Source organism: Companilactobacillus ginsenosidimutans (assembly GCF_001050475.1).
Taxonomy (GTDB): Bacteria; Bacillota; Bacilli; order Lactobacillales; family Lactobacillaceae; genus Companilactobacillus; species Companilactobacillus ginsenosidimutans.
Genome location: NZ_CP012034.1, coordinates 1,783,111 through 1,799,763, shown reverse-complemented (window position 1 = coordinate 1,799,763; position 16,653 = coordinate 1,783,111). Strand labels below are relative to the sequence as shown.

The following is a 16,653-nucleotide window of genomic DNA, read 5'->3' as shown; positions in this document are numbered from 1 at the left end:
AAAAAATATATGCATTTTATTGTATTAATTGATGTAGATAAACAGTCTTATGCATACCATGCTTCGAGTTTAAAACAATCAGATATTGATGCTGTCGAAAAATCACTGTTTGATAAAATTTCACAAGTGGAAAACAGAAAGCCTGTCGGATTGCATGACTTAACTACGGACAGTCCAACATTTCACTCAGTTCAAGTTATGGATCAATACTTACAAATATAATTCCTATTGAAAGTGAGGATGAATTTTTTAAATATTATCTTCAATACGTAGATAAGTTTGATTCTACGTTTGAAAAATTAAGTAAGAGAAAGTATCTTGATGACTAGCAAGTAAATTGATAGGCATATTATCCAAATATATATAACGATTTACACTCATTCTATTGGAAGAACTTGAGACGTTTTTGCGTAATTTATTCTAACGAATTAAATTACGTGAAGGAGCTAGTTCATTTGAATGACTCACTATTAACAATCGAACAATTGGTTTTAGATTTAGAAGATGAATATTTAAAATTTACAAAGTCCTATTATGCAACTGTTGACGGAATATATAACTTGAGAAAGCTAACTATTGACGAAGCATTATCTGACGATAATTTTTCCAATCATACATTGCCAACATATTTAACTGATCTGGGAGATTATTTCGGTTCAGATAATAACGTACTTTCAAAATATGAGTCTTTATATAACTTCAGATACAGAATAAAAAAATGGGAATCGATAAATCGTAAATTGAGGCATAATCTTTTCAAACACAAATATGTATCAAAAACATTGAACGATTTTTTTGCCGCTCGTATAATACTAGACAACATCGAACCAGATTATAATGACATTTTTGACCTGCTTGACCGGTTAAAGGAATCTTCAATTCTTTATAAGTTCTATTACAGAAACGATGGAAACTATCATGCAATACACTGCTACTTTCAAGATTCAAACAAGCATTTCCCTTGGGAATTGCAAATATGGGACACGCAAGACATGATTCAAAATTATTCGGAACATAGTCGCCATGAACACGAACAACTTAACTAGGAGGAAATTATGTACTTTCATTTAATTATTTTATTTGATTATAATGGTATTGAGTATGCGTACCACAAATCCAGTGACAGGCTAGACGTTACTGAAGACTATAAAAAAGATCTGTTCAACCGAATAGCTGGAATGCCAAACTATTTCGGAGCACACATGTTAAAGACCAATTCACCAACTTTCAAATCCGTACAAGATATGGATCCTTATTTCAAAAATATGAAGGTCATTAACGATTTAGATGAGTTTTACAAAATTTATTCTGAATATATTCAAAACCCGGTTTTAATGCAGAATAGACATTCAGCAAAATTTTCCAAATAAAAAAGGACGAGAAAATCTCGTCCTTTTTCCATCTAAATTTTTACATAAAGTCTGTGATTTCATTAACTGGATAACGTACAGACTTAGTATAGTCACCATCTGGTTTACCAATAGCAATGGCTGTAACGGGGATAAAACGCTCACCGTCTAAACCGAATGTTGGTGCTACTTGATCAAAATTGTAACCTGACATTGGGTTTGCTTCGTATCCGTGGGCACGGGCGATTAACATCAATTGCATGGCGATAATACCACCATCAATAGTTGCATCCTTTTCCAAGAATTGGCGATCAGCATGTTCATATAATGGCAAGAATGTCTTGAATACCTTGTCACGTTCTTCAGGTGTGATTTGTCCATTGTCACAAGCCTTGTTCCAAACATCACGATACTTATAATGTGATTGTGTGTCACCTAAAATGAAAATGACAACTGAACTTGAATCAGTCTGTGGGTAGTTGAATGGCATCATAACTGAATGAGCTTTTTCCTTACCTTCAGCGTTGTCACAAACAACAAAGTGCCATGATTGAAGGTTACATGCTGAAGGGGCTGTAGTAGCTTCCTCAAGCATTTCTGAGATCTCTTCTCGAGAAATCTTTACATCACTCTTGAATTTTCTATATGAGTGACGGTTCAACATAATATCAGCGAAATCATTGTTAACTAAATTCTTTGTAGCATCCATAATTACATCTCCCAAAATTTTATCTAATCAAATATTTCAATTGACGTGTCAACTGTTAACAGGTCAACCTTAACACGTAAGCGTTTGCTTGTAAATATGTTCACAAACAATTTTAAAAAAATAGAGCCTCTTTGTAGAGACTCACTTAAGTTCTAAATCACTCAAACGCTGCAATAATTGTGATAGTTCAACAATCTCAGCTGGAGTAAATTCTTGAGATACTAGCTTTAAAAATTTTTTTGCAGCGGGGGTTTTGCTACAACTAGCAATTTCCCCTTCGGCCGCTGAAGTGATATTTACCATAACCTCACGATTATTCTGAGGGTTACGAACACGTGTTACAAAGCCCTCTTCTTCAAGGTTCTTCAAGTGGCGAGTGATAGCAGAACTGTTGATCTCCAACTTGTTCTGAATGTGAGTCTGTGTCATTTCTCCACCATGCTTCAAGTACAGCAGCATCGCATATCGCGTTAAATTAGAGTTCGTTTGAGATTTGAACATCTCACTCATATTCAAGTCCGCCAACTTCAACCGGTAGAGTACATCGATTAATTCGTCGATCTCCATAATGACACTTCCCTTCGCTTGCTAACATTTCACATCAAGGATACATCATAAAGCTTGATAAAATCAAAAAAACTCGAAATCCATTCAGATTTCGAGTTTAGTAATAAATTATGCTTACTTATATTATTTACCGCCAAAGACGGCAAGTCCACCAGCTGGATTTCCCCAGTCAGGTGTCTGTGATGTTACGACAAGCTTGTCATTTACGAAGGCATTGAGTCCTAATTGACTCATTTCACGGCCGTAACCTGATCCCTTAACACCACCGAATGGAAGCTCTGGCAATGATACTAGGAATGAGTTTACGAAGACCATACCTGTTTCAATCTTGGCAGCAACGGCTCTACCATGTGCAGGGTCGCCTGAAAGTACGATACCACCCAAGCCAAGCTCAGAGTCGTTAGCAAGGTCAATAGCTTCTTGGTCGCTACCCACCTTGAATACTTGAGCAACTGGTCCGAATAATTCGTCGTAGAATTCAGGGTTATCTTTAGAAATATCTGTCAAAATCGTTGGTTGAATAAACTGACCAGGTAAGTCTACTGGCCCGTTTCCGAAGGCAACTTTTGCGCCGCCCTCAATAGCCTTATCGATTTGACCTTGTAGTTTAGCCTTGGCACGAGCTGAGTTCATAGGTGCATATGTAGTTGAAGGATCCATAGGATCGCCTGGTTTCAACTTAGCAAAAGCATCTTTTAACTTAGCCAAGAATTCATCGTACAAATTATCAGCGACGATAAATCTCTTGTTTGAAGTACATACTTGACCATTGTTGTAGATACGAACTCTCCAAGCAAGGTCAACAGCAGTATCTAAGTCGGCATCAGATAGCACAACAAAGGCATCTGAACCACCCAATTCCATCGAATTCTTTTTCAAATTTTGTCCAGCAACAGCAGCGACTGATTGGCCACCACGTTTTGATCCAGTTAGTGCAACACCTTGAACACGTTGGTCTGCAATGATGTCACTAACTTGATCGTAGCTAGCGAACAAGTTTGTCAAACTACCATCTGGGGCACCAGATTCTTTAACAATCTTTTCAAAAGCTGCAGCTGATCCAGGTGTATTTGAAGCATGTTTCAAAATCATTGGATTACCAACGATAAAGTTGGGTGCAAACACACGCATGATTTGGTAATAAGGGAAATTCCAAGGTTCAACCATCATCAAAACACCAGTTGATTGGTGGAGAATTTCAGCAGCACCAGTTGCTTGAGTAGAAATTGGTGTTGGTTTCAATAAGTCTTCACCGTTGTCAGCATAATAGTCAGCGATAATAGCACACAATTCAACTTCACCTTTTGATTCATTCAAAAGTTTACCCATATCAATCGTGGCAATCTTTGCCAATTCATCTTCATTTTTTCTCAAGAGGTCGGCAATCTTATGCAAAATTTTCGCACGGTCAGCAATTGGTTCATCTCGCCATTGTTTATATAATGCGTGTCCCGTACTTAATGCCTTTTCAATCTCCTCGGATGTAGCATCAGGGTATGATTTCACAAGCTCATTGTTATATGGATTAACTGTTTTGTAAGCCATTCTAATTCCTCCTAAATCTTAAAAAAATAAAAATAATAATTGTGTTTGAGTCACGCTTTCATTGTAACTTAACAGTTTATTTTTACAATTATTTCAACTCAAACGCTTACATTTGTCAAATGAATTATTAGAAATTTATTAGGCAGATTGGACTTTTTCACATTTTATTTGTGAATTTTTGTTGGTGCTATGCTGTTTGCGTTGTATAGACCAGATTGGTAATTATTTTTATTTTTTATCTGTTTTTAGGGTAGACCTTCGAGTGTGGTCTAAGGCAAGTGTTTGTTTTGGTTGTTTTGTTGAGTGGGTTCACTGCCTCCCTGCGGTCAGGTTCCGCGGGGGCCGTGGTCGCTGTGAACACGATTTTGAGCTTTTCGAAGTGCACGAAAATCTCAAAACTCGGTTTTTTACTAAGCTTGCCCTTTGGCAAGCAAAGGAAAACGCCACGGCTTGGGCCCCCGCGGAACCTGCCCTCCGGGCTATATCTGGTCAATACATCTTCTTTTTGTGTGGGGTGGCTGCTCACTTTAGTTTTGTTGAATATTATTTTATTAGTCTGATTTTCTTTGTATTAACATCTCACCTTAGCCTCAATGAAGTTCAAGAAACTTAGGTTCAAATTCTACTCTTGATGATGTTTTTCTCTACTCTTCTGTTTGTTTAGAAATACATTCATAACTAGTACGTCTAATTACTTCGTAATTAATCCGCGGGTCATTGAGGATCAAATTCATGGTATAAAAAAACACCCCTTGTTTTATGGGTGTTTTAGGTCAAGTTGGAATATTTCGTAATAAAAAAAGAAGAGAGAGTTTGATAGCAAATACCCCTGACCATCGATAACGCTATGTTTTAATCATACTGGATTATGAAAAATATCGATACTTCAAATATGATATATTGCGATATTGATTGTTTTATATGATTAGTTTGCTAACAATGTTTCATGTGGAACATATTGTGGGAACGTATGGTCTAAACACTATATATTGGGTTACTTATTGATATAGTTTGCTACTTGTTGTATGTCTTCGGGTGTTGTTCGACAGCACCCCCGATTAGTTGAGCACCTGCATCTAGCCACTTTGGTGTTAGGTCGGTAAATGTTTCTGCTTGTCTATTTGCCTTCCAAGTTTTTGTTTCTGGATTATAGATATCTCCATTGTTTGGATATACTACGATTGGTTTCTTAGTTACTGCACGAATATTTTTGATTGCTGGTTCGATGTTTTCTAATGTGGTGCAGTTTACCCCAATAGCTGAAATTTGGTCAAAAATATTGAAGTACTTAATTGCTTGTTGTAACGGTGTTCCATCACAGAGTGTTTCTGGATCCTTGATGCTAAAGCTCATCCATGCGTGTTGATCTGGAAAATCTAGTTTCAACATATGCGCTAAGGCTTTTGTTTCGTCAAAGTTTGGTTGTGTCTCAAAAGCAAACAGGTCCACTCCTGCCTTATCTAATAGCTGCATTCTTGATCTATGGAAGTCGAAATACTCTTTTTCTGAAAGTTGATAATCTCCTCGATATTCACTTCCATCTGCCAGATAGGCTCCATAAGGCCCAACACTTCCTGCAATTAGTGGGTGGGCAGCTCTAACATCCCTATCCTCTTTGTGTAGTAAACGGAAATAATCGACTCTTGCCTTATTTGCCAATTTAACGGCCTTGATTATCAGATCTTGACCTTCTTTTTTGGTCATACCCATTTTCATGAATTCTGAAATGTTAGCTTGGTACGTATTTGTAATAGCAATGTCTGCACCAGCTTGAAAATAACTTTTATGAACAGCTGTGATAGCTTCTGGATTTTCAATCAAAGCTGTCGCTGACCATAAATCATTGTTTGTATCAACTCCACGCTTCTCTAGTTCAGTTGCCATGGCACCATCAATTACTAAACCGGTTTTATTTTGTAGGTTTTCTGAAATTAAATCAGTCACTTTCACCGCTCCTCCGTCTAAAATGTTGTCTTGCGATAAATCTTTATGAAGTATATTGTAAACATTATTAACTTTTTTTAATAGTATTTTAATTTTAAAATTTCAAGTAGGGTGAATGTAAGTGGAAAATGAAAACAATGAACATATTAAACTAAAACGAAATATGGAATCTCGCCACCTGCTAATGATCTCTCTTGGTGGAGTTATTGGTACTGGTCTTTTTCTAAGCTCAGGTTACACAATCCACGAGGCAGGACCAATTGGAACTATCCTCGCATATGGGATTGGAGCAATCGTGGTTTATTTAGTCATGTTATGTCTAGGTGAATTATCAGTTGCCATGCCTGAAACTGGTTCATTCCACGTTTACGCCGATAAATTCATCGGACCCGGAACTGGTTTTACAGTAGCTATCTTATATTGGCTAACTTGGACCGTTGCTTTGGGGTCTGAGTTCACTGCTGCTGGATTAATCATGCAACAATGGTTCCCACACTCACCCACATGGATTTGGAGTGCTGCTTTTATGGCAGTCATCTTCATTTCAAACGCTCTTTCAGTCAGATTCTTCGCCGAAACAGAGTTCTGGTTCTCAAGTATAAAAGTTATCGCGATTGTCCTTTTCATAATAGTTGGTTTCCTAGCAATCTTCGGAGTCATCCACATTAAAGGTTATTCTCATGCTCCAATGTTCACCAACTTGTATAAAGATGGACTATTTCCCAATGGATTCAATGCCGTCTTCACGACAATGTTAACAGTTAACTTTGCCTTTTCCGGAACAGAACTGATAGGTATCACTGCTGGAGAAACTAAAGACCCAGCTAAGAATTTGCCTCGTGCAATTCATACAACCTTGATCCGATTGGTCATCTTCTTTATAGGAAGTATCGTTGTCATGTCAGCCTTAATTCCTTGGCAAAAAGCTGGTGTTAACCAAAGTCCATTTGTTCTCGTCTTCAAGAGTATTGGCCTGCCCTTCGCTGGGGATTTAATGAACTTCGTCGTCTTAACAGCAATCTTGTCGGCAGCAAACTCCGGACTATACGCCTCAACAAGAATGCTATGGTCCTTGGCACATGAAGGCATGATTCCACTTAAATATGCTAAAACTAATTCGCACGATGTGCCTATGATAGCTTTATGCGTCAGCATGGTCGGAGGAATTCTAGCACTTGTTTCCAGTGTTGTAGCAGCTTCGACTGTCTACTTGGTACTAGTATCAATCTCCGGATTAGCAGTTGTTATCGTCTGGATGGCAATTGCCTTGTCAGAAATCAATTTTCGTAAACAATTCATTAAGTCTGGACATAAGGTTTCCGAATTAAAATTTAAAACTCCTTGGTATCCAGTCGTGCCATGGGCAGCTTTTATTATGAGTTTACTGTCATGTTTCCTCATCGTCTTCGATCCAAATCAGCGTAGTGCCCTGTTCTACATGATTCCGTTCATCGCAATTTGCTACGGTGTATATTATGGAAAAACCGCTCTGAAAAAACGTCGTGAAGTTAGTGAGAAAATTAACGATTAAAGCGATATACTAGACTTAACAATTAAAATGAGGAGTGTGTGGCATGAAAGTTATTAACGTAAGCTTGTCAGTTAAACCAGGAAAAGAATCAGAATACGAAGCATTTATCGATAAATTAGTCCAAGGTTCACTAGCAGAAGCTGGTAACCTAGATTACGGACACTTCAAAAAACTCGGAACAGATGATGAATACGAAATCATCGAACACTGGAAGGATGCCGCAGCCGTTGAATCACATAATGGCACAGCACATTTCCAAGAATTTTTAGCACACGTTGGAGATTATGTAACCAAGGATCCCGAAATAATCCGTATGGATAACTAGAAAAAGACCTCGACAAGAGGTCTTTTTTTTGCGCTATACTGAAATCACTTGAACATATTGAGGTGAAAAAATGTTAGCAGTAATTATTGGCGTAATAATCGGAATTGGTCTACCCATGCAAACCAGCATCAACGCAAGACTAAAAGTGTCATTAGGATCACCATTTTTAGCATCATTAACATCGTTTGCTTTGGGAACAATTTTTTTAGCATTAATAACGTTATTTATTAATCACACAATATTTTTTTCATCAAACTTATTTAGTAGTCAGCCCATATGGATTTGGATAGGAGGCTTCCTAGGCGTAATTTACCTAACCTCTAACATCTTACTGTTTCCCAAATTAGGAAGCGTACAGACGGTAATTTTTCCCATATTAGGCCAAATAATCATGGGACTAGTAATAGATAACTTCGGATTATTCCAATCAAAACAAGCATCCCTCACAATCACAAGAACCTTCGGAGCAATCTTAGTAATCCTAGGAGTAATTTTTATCGTGGGAATGGACACCATAATCCGTAAATTCCACAAACAAAACATCGACGAACCAAAGTCACAAGGACTCTGGATCTGGAGAACGTTAGGAATAGTAGCAGGAATGTTAGGAGCCTCCCAGACAGCCATCAATGGACATTTAGGAGTAGTCCTAAATTCCTCAGTAAAAGCAGCCTTCATCTCATTTCTAGTAGGAACCTTGACCTTAATAGTATTAAACCTAATCCTGCATCCCAAACTACAAATACAAAAATCAACAACCGGAAATCCATGGTGGATGTGGATAGGAGGCATAATAGGAGCCTTGTTCGTATTCGGAAATACCTACCTAGTACCAATCCTAGGAACTGGCCTAGCAGTAGTAATAATCTTAGTAGGCCAAATGACCGGAAGTCTATTAGTAGATCAATTTGGATTATTAGAATCAAACAAGAACCCCATAACGCCAATACAGATAATTGGAATATTAGTCATGATAGCAGGAGTTAGTTTGATTCGATTGTTTTGAAAATTTATATTGGAACTTTAATCTGAAAATCTAAAAAGTATGTGAATTTTAACGTCTAATTAGCCATGAAACAGACCAAAGAAATTCATTCACTATACTCATTTATTTATACCTATTAACATTGTCGGTAAAGATGTAGCTTGGATTTACATAAACTTTACAAAAATGTTAAAGTTTGATTTAACTTTTAATGATATACTAATTATCGAAGTTAATAATAAATTGACTTCACAGTTTTTGTAACAATTGCTCTGAGGTTCTATCAGGATTTTCAAATACATATTCTTGGGGGATATTATGAAAAGATCTATTGAGAAATTAGGCGTTGGTTTAGCAATTGCACTTACAGTTGGAAGTGTGTCAGTAAATGCAATAAACGTTAAGGCTGACGAGATACCTACCGAAAGAAGCATTAAGAATACAGAACTACAGGACAAAGAGATTAGCAAACACGTAATTTTTGATTCAGCTTCAAATAGTTATTCTGTTAGTCAAGGATATTTGAATACATTATCAGTAAAAGTCGCAGATTACATAAAAGAGAACATTGCATTAACCAACGAAAAAATTCAGGAAACTCAAAAAGATTCAACCATTGGAACTGTTACCGCAGTGGATGGACAAGGAATAAGCCACTCAATCAAGCAGAACATTGCAAGATCAAATGGTAAAACCGATATCAAGTTTTACTGGAACTATGCAAGAGTTTGGTTATCAAAAGATACACTACATCAACTTGGTTTAGGAGTAGCTATTGATGGATTATTTGTTCCAGAACCTATTGTGTCTAAAGTTTGTGCAGGATTCGGTTTAGTGGCAGGAGCAGCTAAAAGTGGGATTTGGTTTGATTATAATTACTTTGCGGGAATATGGACTGGAAATGCTGGTTGGCAATAGTTCACATTAAGGATGAAAAGAATGAATGAAAAACTCCACTTTGTGATTGTTGCAATCATTTGCTCACTAATTATTCTGATTCCAACTATGTTTTTGGGATCAGATTACCTTTGGGCTTACATTCTAGTTGCCTATTCAGTTCAGTACATGTTGAAATAATAATTTTATCATTATTAGAATCCTCCTTACCCGTCATTGCTTAACATGAGACACAAAATAACAACCATCATTAGGTGAGTTATTAAGAGCAAACGGCGACAACCTCTAAACTCAACAAAACAAATGGATAAGCGAAACGGAATCCATAAAACAAAACACAAAATGATACAAAAAAATAGATATCTCAAAGCCAACAGGCCAAAGAGATATCTATTTTTGTTTTTACCAGCCAAATAAAAAACACAAATGGCTGCATTAAATTTAAAAAATAAAAGAAAAGAATATCCACCAAAACAGGAGTCCGCAAATGACTGCATCCAACTAAAAAAAAGATGGAGGGGTATTTGAATTAACTCAACCCCAGCATGGATGTGGAGTACGACGGGCGAGCCAGCCGTGAAATTTCACTTAGCTCGGCCATAAAGGCGAGGTTAGTGAAGGGTTGTAAAAGTAGACCGCACTTTGGCTACTTTTCAACCCATGGCGTTCCGCCGCCCGTCGTACGGAACATCCATGCGGCAGTGAACCACAAACCATCTTACCCAGCATAATACCCAGTAATATAATCAGAACTAATATAGCGATTAGGTGATATCTGATAAAAAGTAGAACCGTTCTCAATATTAATAACCTGTTTGTTAGTAAACCAAGAACCATCACCCTTAACTGACTCACCATCAACCAAAACACCATTACCATCATAAAGAGGAGTATCTCCAGCCTTAGTAGTAACAATAGAGCTAATAGAGTTAACGACAAGATTTGGAATACCAGGAAGAACTTCTTGTGAACTCAAATATTGATTGTCAGCAATTTTGTAGAAAACATTACCACTTGTAGTATCACGACGTGCAGAAGTTGATGCAAAGTCTTTATTTGGAGTTACAGTTGCATTTGGAATCACATTTCCATTTGCATCATAGATCGATAAACCTGAAACATTTCTAGAATGAATTGTTACGTTTAGTGCTGTGTCAGTCCAGGCTGCTTGTGCATCAGTTGTACTGTACAAACTACCAAGAACTGGGAATATGAGCGCCAAAGCTAATAATAGGCTCAATATTTTGTGTTTCATAAATCCTGCCCCCTAAAAAAATTGAAAATGATCATCTGATATTTGTTCGCTAAATATATAGTGAGAAAGCTGATTGGATGCTTTTCCACGGATACATATATCATAACATTTTACATGTAATTTTATAATTTTTTATATTAAATCATCACTTTATACGAAAAAATAGTCAATCATTTAACTAAAATGATCGACTACTAAATCTTTACATTGCTGTCTTAGCAATTTTTCCTTGTTCAATATAAACACTCAAGATACCAATGTCAGCTGGGTTAACACCACTAATACGGCTAGCTTGGGCAATTGTTTCTGGATTGATCTTGCTGAGCTTTTGAACAGCCTCAGTTGCCAATCCATTAACCTTCGTATAATCAAGACGTTCTGGAATCTTCTTAGATTCCATCTTCTTAAGACGGTCAATCTTCATTTGTTCTTTCTTAATATAGCCGTCATATTTAACTCGAATTTCTACTTGTTCCTTAACACGACGATCAACATCGGCTCCACCTTCACCAATCATGGCAACGATATCAGCGTAATGTACCTCTGGTCTTCTTAGGAAACGATCAGCGAGAATTCCATCTTTTAAGCCTTTCAATCCCAATGAACTCAAGAATGGTTCGGCCATTTTTGGCGTAATCATTGTTTTTTCAAGACGATGCATTTCATGTGTAACGGCGTCCCACTTATCAACAAATCTTTCATAACGGTCATCGTTAATCAATCCTAAGTCATGACCGAGCTTTGTTAATCTTTCGTCAGCGTTATCGTGGCGGAGGATCAAACGATACTCAGCACGACTAGTTAATAGACGATATGGCTCATTAGTACCCTTCGTTACAAGGTCATCAATCATAACGCCGATATAGGCTTGATCACGACGCAAGATGAATGGATCTTTATTTTGGGCACGTAATGCGGCGTTAATACCAGCCATAATTCCTTGTCCAGCAGCTTCTTCATATCCAGAAGTTCCGTTCATTTGACCAGCAGTAAATAGGTTTTGAATAACTTTAGTTTCCATGTTTAACTTCAATTGCCAAGGTTCAACAACATCATATTCAATTGCGTAGCCTGGACGCATCAATTGTGCATTTTCAAGTCCGGCAACCGAATGAACCATCTTTAATTGAATTTCTTCAGGCATTGAAGTTGAGAAATCACCGACATAATATTCTTGAGTATCGCGACCTTCTGGCTCCAAGAAAATTTGGTGACGAGGCTTGTCAGCAAAACGGACAACCTTATCTTCAATAGAAGGGCAGTAACGAGGTCCAACACCTTCAATGACACCTGAAAACATTGGCGCACGGTCGAGATTATCGCGGATAATCTTGTGAGTTCTGGCATTGGTATATGTCATCCAACAAGAAATTTGATCCTTCAAATATTGAGCATCTGGAGTCTCAAATGAGAAATGATTAGGTTCTTCATCCCCAGGTTGTTCTTCTGTTTCATCGAAATTGATAGTGTTCTTGTTAACACGTGGAGGTGTACCAGTCTTGAATCGAGCTAACTTGAAGCCATGTTTTTCCAAGTCTTCTGAAAGCTTGATTGAAGGAATTGAGTTATTGGGGCCTGATGAATACATCAACTCACCAATAATAATTTTTCCACGTGAGGCTGTACCAGCTGTTAAGACAACTGTCTTAGCGTGATATTTAGCACCAGTTCCAGAAACAACACCTTTACATACACCGTCCTCAACGATAAGTTTCTCCACGATTCCTTGGCGCAATGTTAGGTTGGGCTCTTGTTCCAGAGTATCCTTCATCACACGGTGATACATGTTCTTATCAGCTTGGGCACGTAACGCACGAACGGCAGGGCCTTTACCAGTGTTCAACATTCTCATTTGAATGTATGTTTTATCGATATTCTTACCCATTTGACCACCAAGTGCATCGACTTCACGGACAACGATACCTTTAGCGGGACCACCAACTGAAGGATTGCATGGCATAAATGCTACCATGTCTAAATTTATAGTGATCAAAAGTGTTTTTTCACCCATTCGTGCAGCAGCAAGAGCTGCTTCTGAACCAGCATGTCCGGCACCGACAACGATGACGTCATATGTTTCTGAATCAAATTCCTTAACTTCTACCATTTACGTTTTCCACCTATTTTCCTAAACAGAATTGTGAGAACAATTGTGTAATTAATTCATCTGGGTAGCTGTCACCAGTGATTTCCCCAAGTTTGTCCCAACAAGTTGTCATATCTATCTGAACTAGGTCAATTGGCATCCCTGCCTCAATTCCTGAGATTACATCATTTAAACTTTGCTTAGCTTGGCGCAAAAGGCCAGCTTGTCTAGCACTAGTAATGATCACATCACTGCTACTGTCTTCGATTCCGGCGTTAAATAGCTTGCCGATTGTATCCTTAATTTGTTCAATACCGTCATTTTTGATAGCGGAAGTAATCAAGATAATATCGTCGGACTTCAATTGTGACACCTCAACGGGGTGTAATTCTGGCATCAAATCATTTTTGTTAAAAATTACGATTCGGCGCTTATCACTTGTAGCATCAAGCAATTGAATATCTTCTTCTTCAAGTTTTCTACTTGAATCTAATACTAAGATGATTAAATCTGCACTATCGATAGCTTTTTTAGAGCGCTCGACACCGATTTTTTCAACTTTATCCTCAGTATCACGAATACCAGCAGTATCAATCAACTTCAAAGGAATTCCGTCGATATTGACATATTGCTCAACTACATCACGAGTCGTACCTGCAACATCCGTCACAATGGCCTTATCTTCATCAAGCAGGCGATTAAGCAAACTAGACTTACCAACATTAGGCTTCCCGATAATTGCCGTAGCGAGCCCATGTTGCAATATCTCACCACTGTCAGCAGTCTTCAACAGCTCATCAATACTTGCGCCGACTGTTTTGGCTTTTTCCAGCAGCATCTTAGTAGTCATTTGTTCAGTATCGTACTCCGGATAGTCGATATTAACCTCGACTTGCGCCAATACATCCAGGATCTCTTGGCGCAAACTACTAATTAAATGTTCCAAGTTACCATCAAGTTGATTAACAGCGACTTGCATAGCTTTATCAGTCTTAGCTCGGATCAAATCCATAACAGATTCCGCTTGAGTAAGGTCAATTCGGCCATTTAAGAAAGCACGTTTTGTGAATTCTCCAGGCTCAGCCATGCGGGCACCGGCACCAATAATAAGTTGTAAAACTTTATTAGTAGGCACGATTCCACCGTGGGTATTAACTTCAATAACATCTTCTCGTGTGAATGTTTTTGGGGCATGCATCACTGATACCATGACTTCATCGACTAAGTCGTTAGTTGTTGGATCAACGATGTGGCCATAATTGATAGTGTGACTGGCAACTTTTTCTAAATCCTTGCCTTTGAACACTTTTTTGACGATTGAAAAAGCTTGATCTCCTGAAACACGGACAATAGAAATTCCGCCTTCCCCGGGTGGGGTAGAGATGGCAGCAATCGTATCATATTCAGTAACTGTACTAGGCATAACGATTCCTCCTAATTTTGGGCACAAAAAAAGTGCATAATCCGCCACTTGGACGGAAAAGCACTTTGACTACTTTTCAGTATTTAATAATTTCTAGGTAATATTAACGACATTTACAGAAAATGTCAATCAATTACTTCCGACGTTTATATGCACGTTTCTTAGCACGACGGATTTGACGTTGTTTTTCTTTTTCTTTTTCTTCCTTCTCGCGTTGTTTACGACGATACTTGAAGGGATTTTGAAGAATAAGTGTCTGGACAACTTGGAACGCGTTAGTTACAACCCAGTATAGGGTAATAGCTGATGGGAAAGTTAATGCGGGAACGAAGATGAATAGTGGCATGATCCATGTCATCATCTTTGTCGTAGCATTTTGGTTTGGCTGTGACAAACTTGAAATATATGTTGAAGCAAATGTAAGTAGGGCAGCCAAGACAGCCATAATGTAGTATGGATCGGCCTTACCTAATTGCATCCAAAGGAATGAACCATTTCTCAATTCAGAAGTCTTGTAGATTGCTTGATAAAGAGCAAACATAACAGGCAACTGAACTAATAATGGTAAACATCCCGCGACTGGGTTAACCCCGGCCTCTTTATATAATTTCTGAGTTTCTTCACGTAACTTAGCTTGAGTGTCAGCATCTTTAGCAGAATATTTTTCTTGTAGAGCCTTTGTTTGAGGCTGAATCTCCATCTGCTTATTCATACTGCGGATTTGGAACCAGTTAAGTGGTAACAAGATAATTCTGATGATAATTGTGAAGATGATAATAGCCCAACCGGAACTGTTACCTACTAATGAACCTAGCCAAAGAATGAATCTTGAGAAGTTCCACAAAACAACGTGGTCCCAAAAACCAGTACTGTGACTTGTAATAGGCTCATTAAGATTTGAACAACCGGCCAGCACTAAAACAACACTCAGAAGCAGTGCTACACCTATGTATTTCCTTAATCTTTTTTTATTCACTTTTGCACCCATATTATAAATTTAATTTAGTCTTCTATTATTTTACCTAACTTTAGAACATGTACGATGTTTTTCTTTGTTTCAAACATATCTAATTTTACAGATGGCTTTCTCGCGATAATTAGAAAATCCAATTCTGCTGGTAAATCAGGTTTTAATTCTAATAGAGATTGACGCACGTATCTTTTGATTCGATTACGTCCTACAGCTGTATGTGAAACTTTCTTACCTACAGAAAGACCAACGCGAAAGTGTTTTTGCCCTGGCTTTTCTATTTGATAGAGGACAAAGTTACGGTTTGCGACAGAATGGCCTTGTGAGTAGACATATTGATACTCATTTTCTTTTTTAATACGATAGCTTTTTCTCATATGTCACCAGACTAATCTCTTAAGTTTGTAATAAAAAAAGACCACCAAAAATTAGTGATCCTTCAAAACTAAGCTGATAATACTTTTCTGCCTTTTTTGCGACGTCTTGCAAGAACCTTGCGACCATTACTTGTACTCATTCGTTTCATGAAACCATGGACGCGTTCGCGATGACGCTTCTTTGGTTGATATGTTCTCTTTGTTGTCATCAATCAAACCTCCTGAATTAATTTATCACTTCTCCAGACAATTGCTTAAACAGTTTATCATGTTTGTCAAAAAATTTAAACAGCAAATTTACGTCTTTCCTTAAATAGTAGGAAAACCTTAATAAGTTATCAACCATTTTGGCCTGTGGATAAATTGTGGACGAAAGTTATTAACAAAGTTATCAACAGGTCCGTGAACAGACTTTTATGCAGAATAATTTTACTGTGAATTAGTTATCCACAGGTTTTGGAATTTGGTGGTTAAGTTGTCTTAATCCCAGTAGAATAGGACTTCTTCATGTGGATAACTGTGGAAAACTCTGTGAATAAGTTGAATTGTTAACAAAAATCCACAGAATTCTTACAATTGTTTTAACAAGTTGTTAAGTAAAAATAAATTAAACATACGTTCTGTGGAAAACTTTTTTATTGAATGATAAACTTTAATTTGTCTTTTTAGGGGAAATAAAACTTATCCACA

General features: G+C 37.6%; 18 protein-coding genes. 8 read left to right on the top strand and 10 right to left on the bottom strand.

The annotated features are described in order from the left end of the window. The first annotated feature begins 9 nt into the window (after nucleotides 1-9). The 3 genes from ABM34_RS09070 (at nucleotide 10) to ABM34_RS09060 (ending at nucleotide 1,370) form a co-directional block, all read left to right on the top strand. Entirely contained in the window at nucleotides 10-222 is a 213-nt protein-coding gene (locus tag ABM34_RS09070; RefSeq protein ID WP_048705168.1) for a hypothetical protein, read from the top strand. A 233-nt stretch (nucleotides 223-455) separates the two neighbouring features. Then, the gene (locus ABM34_RS09065) at nucleotides 456-1,046 is read left to right on the top strand and encodes a nucleotidyltransferase family protein (protein WP_048705166.1); all 591 of its coding nucleotides are present in this window, start codon (nucleotides 456-458) and stop codon (nucleotides 1,044-1,046) included. A gap of 9 nt (nucleotides 1,047-1,055) precedes the next feature. Then, entirely contained in the window at nucleotides 1,056-1,370 is a 315-nt protein-coding gene (locus ABM34_RS09060; RefSeq protein ID WP_048705164.1) for a hypothetical protein, read from the top strand. Nucleotides 1,371-1,410: 40 nt separating this feature from the next. On the opposite strand, the gene ABM34_RS09055 is transcribed toward ABM34_RS09060, so the two are convergent. The 4 genes from ABM34_RS09055 to mmuM all read right to left on the bottom strand — a co-directional run bounded on the left by ABM34_RS09055 (nucleotide 1,411) and on the right by mmuM (nucleotide 6,114). Continuing rightward, the gene (locus ABM34_RS09055; protein ID WP_157023289.1) at nucleotides 1,411-2,058 is read right to left on the bottom strand and encodes a nitroreductase family protein; all 648 of its coding nucleotides are present in this window, start codon (nucleotides 2,056-2,058) and stop codon (nucleotides 1,411-1,413) included. Between the two features lie 141 nt (nucleotides 2,059-2,199). Then, nucleotides 2,200-2,625 (bottom strand): MarR family winged helix-turn-helix transcriptional regulator, encoded by a 426-nt coding sequence (locus ABM34_RS09050; RefSeq protein ID WP_048705159.1) that lies wholly within the window; start codon nucleotides 2,623-2,625, stop codon nucleotides 2,200-2,202. A 123-nt stretch (nucleotides 2,626-2,748) separates the two neighbouring features. Then, the gene (locus ABM34_RS09045) at nucleotides 2,749-4,170 is read right to left on the bottom strand and encodes an NAD-dependent succinate-semialdehyde dehydrogenase (protein WP_048705157.1); all 1,422 of its coding nucleotides are present in this window, start codon (nucleotides 4,168-4,170) and stop codon (nucleotides 2,749-2,751) included. Nucleotides 4,171-5,184: 1,014 nt separating this feature from the next. Continuing rightward, on the bottom strand, nucleotides 5,185-6,114 hold the full coding sequence (mmuM, locus tag ABM34_RS09035; RefSeq protein WP_335337487.1) for a homocysteine S-methyltransferase: 930 nt from the start codon (nucleotides 6,112-6,114) through the stop codon (nucleotides 5,185-5,187). A 163-nt stretch (nucleotides 6,115-6,277) separates the two neighbouring features. Between mmuM and ABM34_RS09030 the strand changes: the two genes are divergently transcribed. From ABM34_RS09030 to ABM34_RS13255, 5 genes are all read left to right on the top strand, one after another. Continuing rightward, nucleotides 6,278-7,645, top strand: a complete 1,368-nt coding sequence (locus ABM34_RS09030) for an amino acid permease (protein WP_048706497.1) — start codon at nucleotides 6,278-6,280, stop codon at nucleotides 7,643-7,645. A 43-nt stretch (nucleotides 7,646-7,688) separates the two neighbouring features. After that, nucleotides 7,689-7,970: a putative quinol monooxygenase gene (locus tag ABM34_RS09025; RefSeq protein WP_048705154.1), complete on the top strand. Its 282-nt coding sequence runs from the start codon at nucleotides 7,689-7,691 to the stop codon at nucleotides 7,968-7,970. A gap of 70 nt (nucleotides 7,971-8,040) precedes the next feature. After that, the gene (locus ABM34_RS09020) at nucleotides 8,041-8,976 is read left to right on the top strand and encodes a DMT family transporter (protein WP_048705153.1); all 936 of its coding nucleotides are present in this window, start codon (nucleotides 8,041-8,043) and stop codon (nucleotides 8,974-8,976) included. Between the two features lie 297 nt (nucleotides 8,977-9,273). Further along, nucleotides 9,274-9,873, top strand: a complete 600-nt coding sequence (locus ABM34_RS09015) for a hypothetical protein (RefSeq protein ID WP_048705151.1) — start codon at nucleotides 9,274-9,276, stop codon at nucleotides 9,871-9,873. Nucleotides 9,874-9,894: 21 nt separating this feature from the next. Continuing rightward, nucleotides 9,895-10,032 (top strand): hypothetical protein, encoded by a 138-nt coding sequence (locus tag ABM34_RS13255; protein ID WP_157023287.1) that lies wholly within the window; start codon nucleotides 9,895-9,897, stop codon nucleotides 10,030-10,032. 538 nt (nucleotides 10,033-10,570) lie between these two features. Here ABM34_RS13255 and ABM34_RS09010 read toward each other — a convergent pair. From ABM34_RS09010 to rpmH, 6 genes are all read right to left on the bottom strand, one after another. After that, on the bottom strand, nucleotides 10,571-11,107 hold the full coding sequence (locus ABM34_RS09010) for an SLAP domain-containing protein (protein ID WP_048705149.1): 537 nt from the start codon (nucleotides 11,105-11,107) through the stop codon (nucleotides 10,571-10,573). A gap of 202 nt (nucleotides 11,108-11,309) precedes the next feature. Beyond that, entirely contained in the window at nucleotides 11,310-13,214 is a 1,905-nt protein-coding gene (mnmG, locus tag ABM34_RS09005) for a tRNA uridine-5-carboxymethylaminomethyl(34) synthesis enzyme MnmG (protein WP_048705147.1), read from the bottom strand. A gap of 13 nt (nucleotides 13,215-13,227) precedes the next feature. Beyond that, complete coding sequence (gene mnmE / locus ABM34_RS09000) at nucleotides 13,228-14,616, bottom strand: tRNA uridine-5-carboxymethylaminomethyl(34) synthesis GTPase MnmE (protein ID WP_048705145.1); 1,389 nt, start codon at nucleotides 14,614-14,616, stop codon at nucleotides 13,228-13,230. A gap of 133 nt (nucleotides 14,617-14,749) precedes the next feature. Continuing rightward, entirely contained in the window at nucleotides 14,750-15,604 is an 855-nt protein-coding gene (locus ABM34_RS08995; RefSeq protein WP_048705143.1) for a YidC/Oxa1 family membrane protein insertase, read from the bottom strand. Nucleotides 15,605-15,618: 14 nt separating this feature from the next. Next, nucleotides 15,619-15,963 (bottom strand): ribonuclease P protein component, encoded by a 345-nt coding sequence (rnpA, locus tag ABM34_RS08990; RefSeq protein WP_048705141.1) that lies wholly within the window; start codon nucleotides 15,961-15,963, stop codon nucleotides 15,619-15,621. Between the two features lie 68 nt (nucleotides 15,964-16,031). Further along, nucleotides 16,032-16,172 carry a 50S ribosomal protein L34 gene (gene rpmH, locus ABM34_RS08985; protein ID WP_025085419.1) on the bottom strand — a complete coding sequence of 47 codons (141 nt, stop codon included), beginning with the start codon at nucleotides 16,170-16,172 and terminating at the stop codon, nucleotides 16,032-16,034. Nucleotides 16,173-16,653 lie beyond the last annotated feature (481 nt).

Excerpts from the sequence above, each read along its gene's own strand:
- ABM34_RS09070 (WP_048705168.1), top strand. The coding sequence starts at position 10 with ATGCATTTTATTGTATTAATTGATGTAGATAAACAGTCTTATGCATAC.
- ABM34_RS09060 (WP_048705164.1), top strand. The coding sequence starts at position 1,056 with ATGTACTTTCATTTAATTATTTTATTTGATTATAATGGTATTGAGTAT.
- ABM34_RS09055 (WP_157023289.1), bottom strand. The coding sequence starts at position 2,058 with ATGGATGCTACAAAGAATTTAGTTAACAATGATTTCGCTGATATTATG.
- ABM34_RS09050 (WP_048705159.1), bottom strand. The coding sequence starts at position 2,625 with ATGGAGATCGACGAATTAATCGATGTACTCTACCGGTTGAAGTTGGCG.
- ABM34_RS09045 (WP_048705157.1), bottom strand. The coding sequence starts at position 4,170 with ATGGCTTACAAAACAGTTAATCCATATAACAATGAGCTTGTGAAATCA.
- ABM34_RS09030 (WP_048706497.1), top strand. The coding sequence starts at position 6,278 with ATGGAATCTCGCCACCTGCTAATGATCTCTCTTGGTGGAGTTATTGGT.
- ABM34_RS09025 (WP_048705154.1), top strand. The coding sequence starts at position 7,689 with ATGAAAGTTATTAACGTAAGCTTGTCAGTTAAACCAGGAAAAGAATCA.
- ABM34_RS09020 (WP_048705153.1), top strand. The coding sequence starts at position 8,041 with ATGTTAGCAGTAATTATTGGCGTAATAATCGGAATTGGTCTACCCATG.
- ABM34_RS09015 (WP_048705151.1), top strand. The coding sequence starts at position 9,274 with ATGAAAAGATCTATTGAGAAATTAGGCGTTGGTTTAGCAATTGCACTT.
- ABM34_RS13255 (WP_157023287.1), top strand. The coding sequence starts at position 9,895 with ATGAATGAAAAACTCCACTTTGTGATTGTTGCAATCATTTGCTCACTA.
- ABM34_RS09010 (WP_048705149.1), bottom strand. The coding sequence starts at position 11,107 with ATGAAACACAAAATATTGAGCCTATTATTAGCTTTGGCGCTCATATTC.
- mnmG (WP_048705147.1), bottom strand. The coding sequence starts at position 13,214 with ATGGTAGAAGTTAAGGAATTTGATTCAGAAACATATGACGTCATCGTT.
- mnmE (WP_048705145.1), bottom strand. The coding sequence starts at position 14,616 with ATGCCTAGTACAGTTACTGAATATGATACGATTGCTGCCATCTCTACC.
- ABM34_RS08995 (WP_048705143.1), bottom strand. The coding sequence starts at position 15,604 with ATGGGTGCAAAAGTGAATAAAAAAAGATTAAGGAAATACATAGGTGTA.
- rnpA (WP_048705141.1), bottom strand. The coding sequence starts at position 15,963 with ATGAGAAAAAGCTATCGTATTAAAAAAGAAAATGAGTATCAATATGTC.
- rpmH (WP_025085419.1), bottom strand. The coding sequence starts at position 16,172 with ATGACAACAAAGAGAACATATCAACCAAAGAAGCGTCATCGCGAACGC.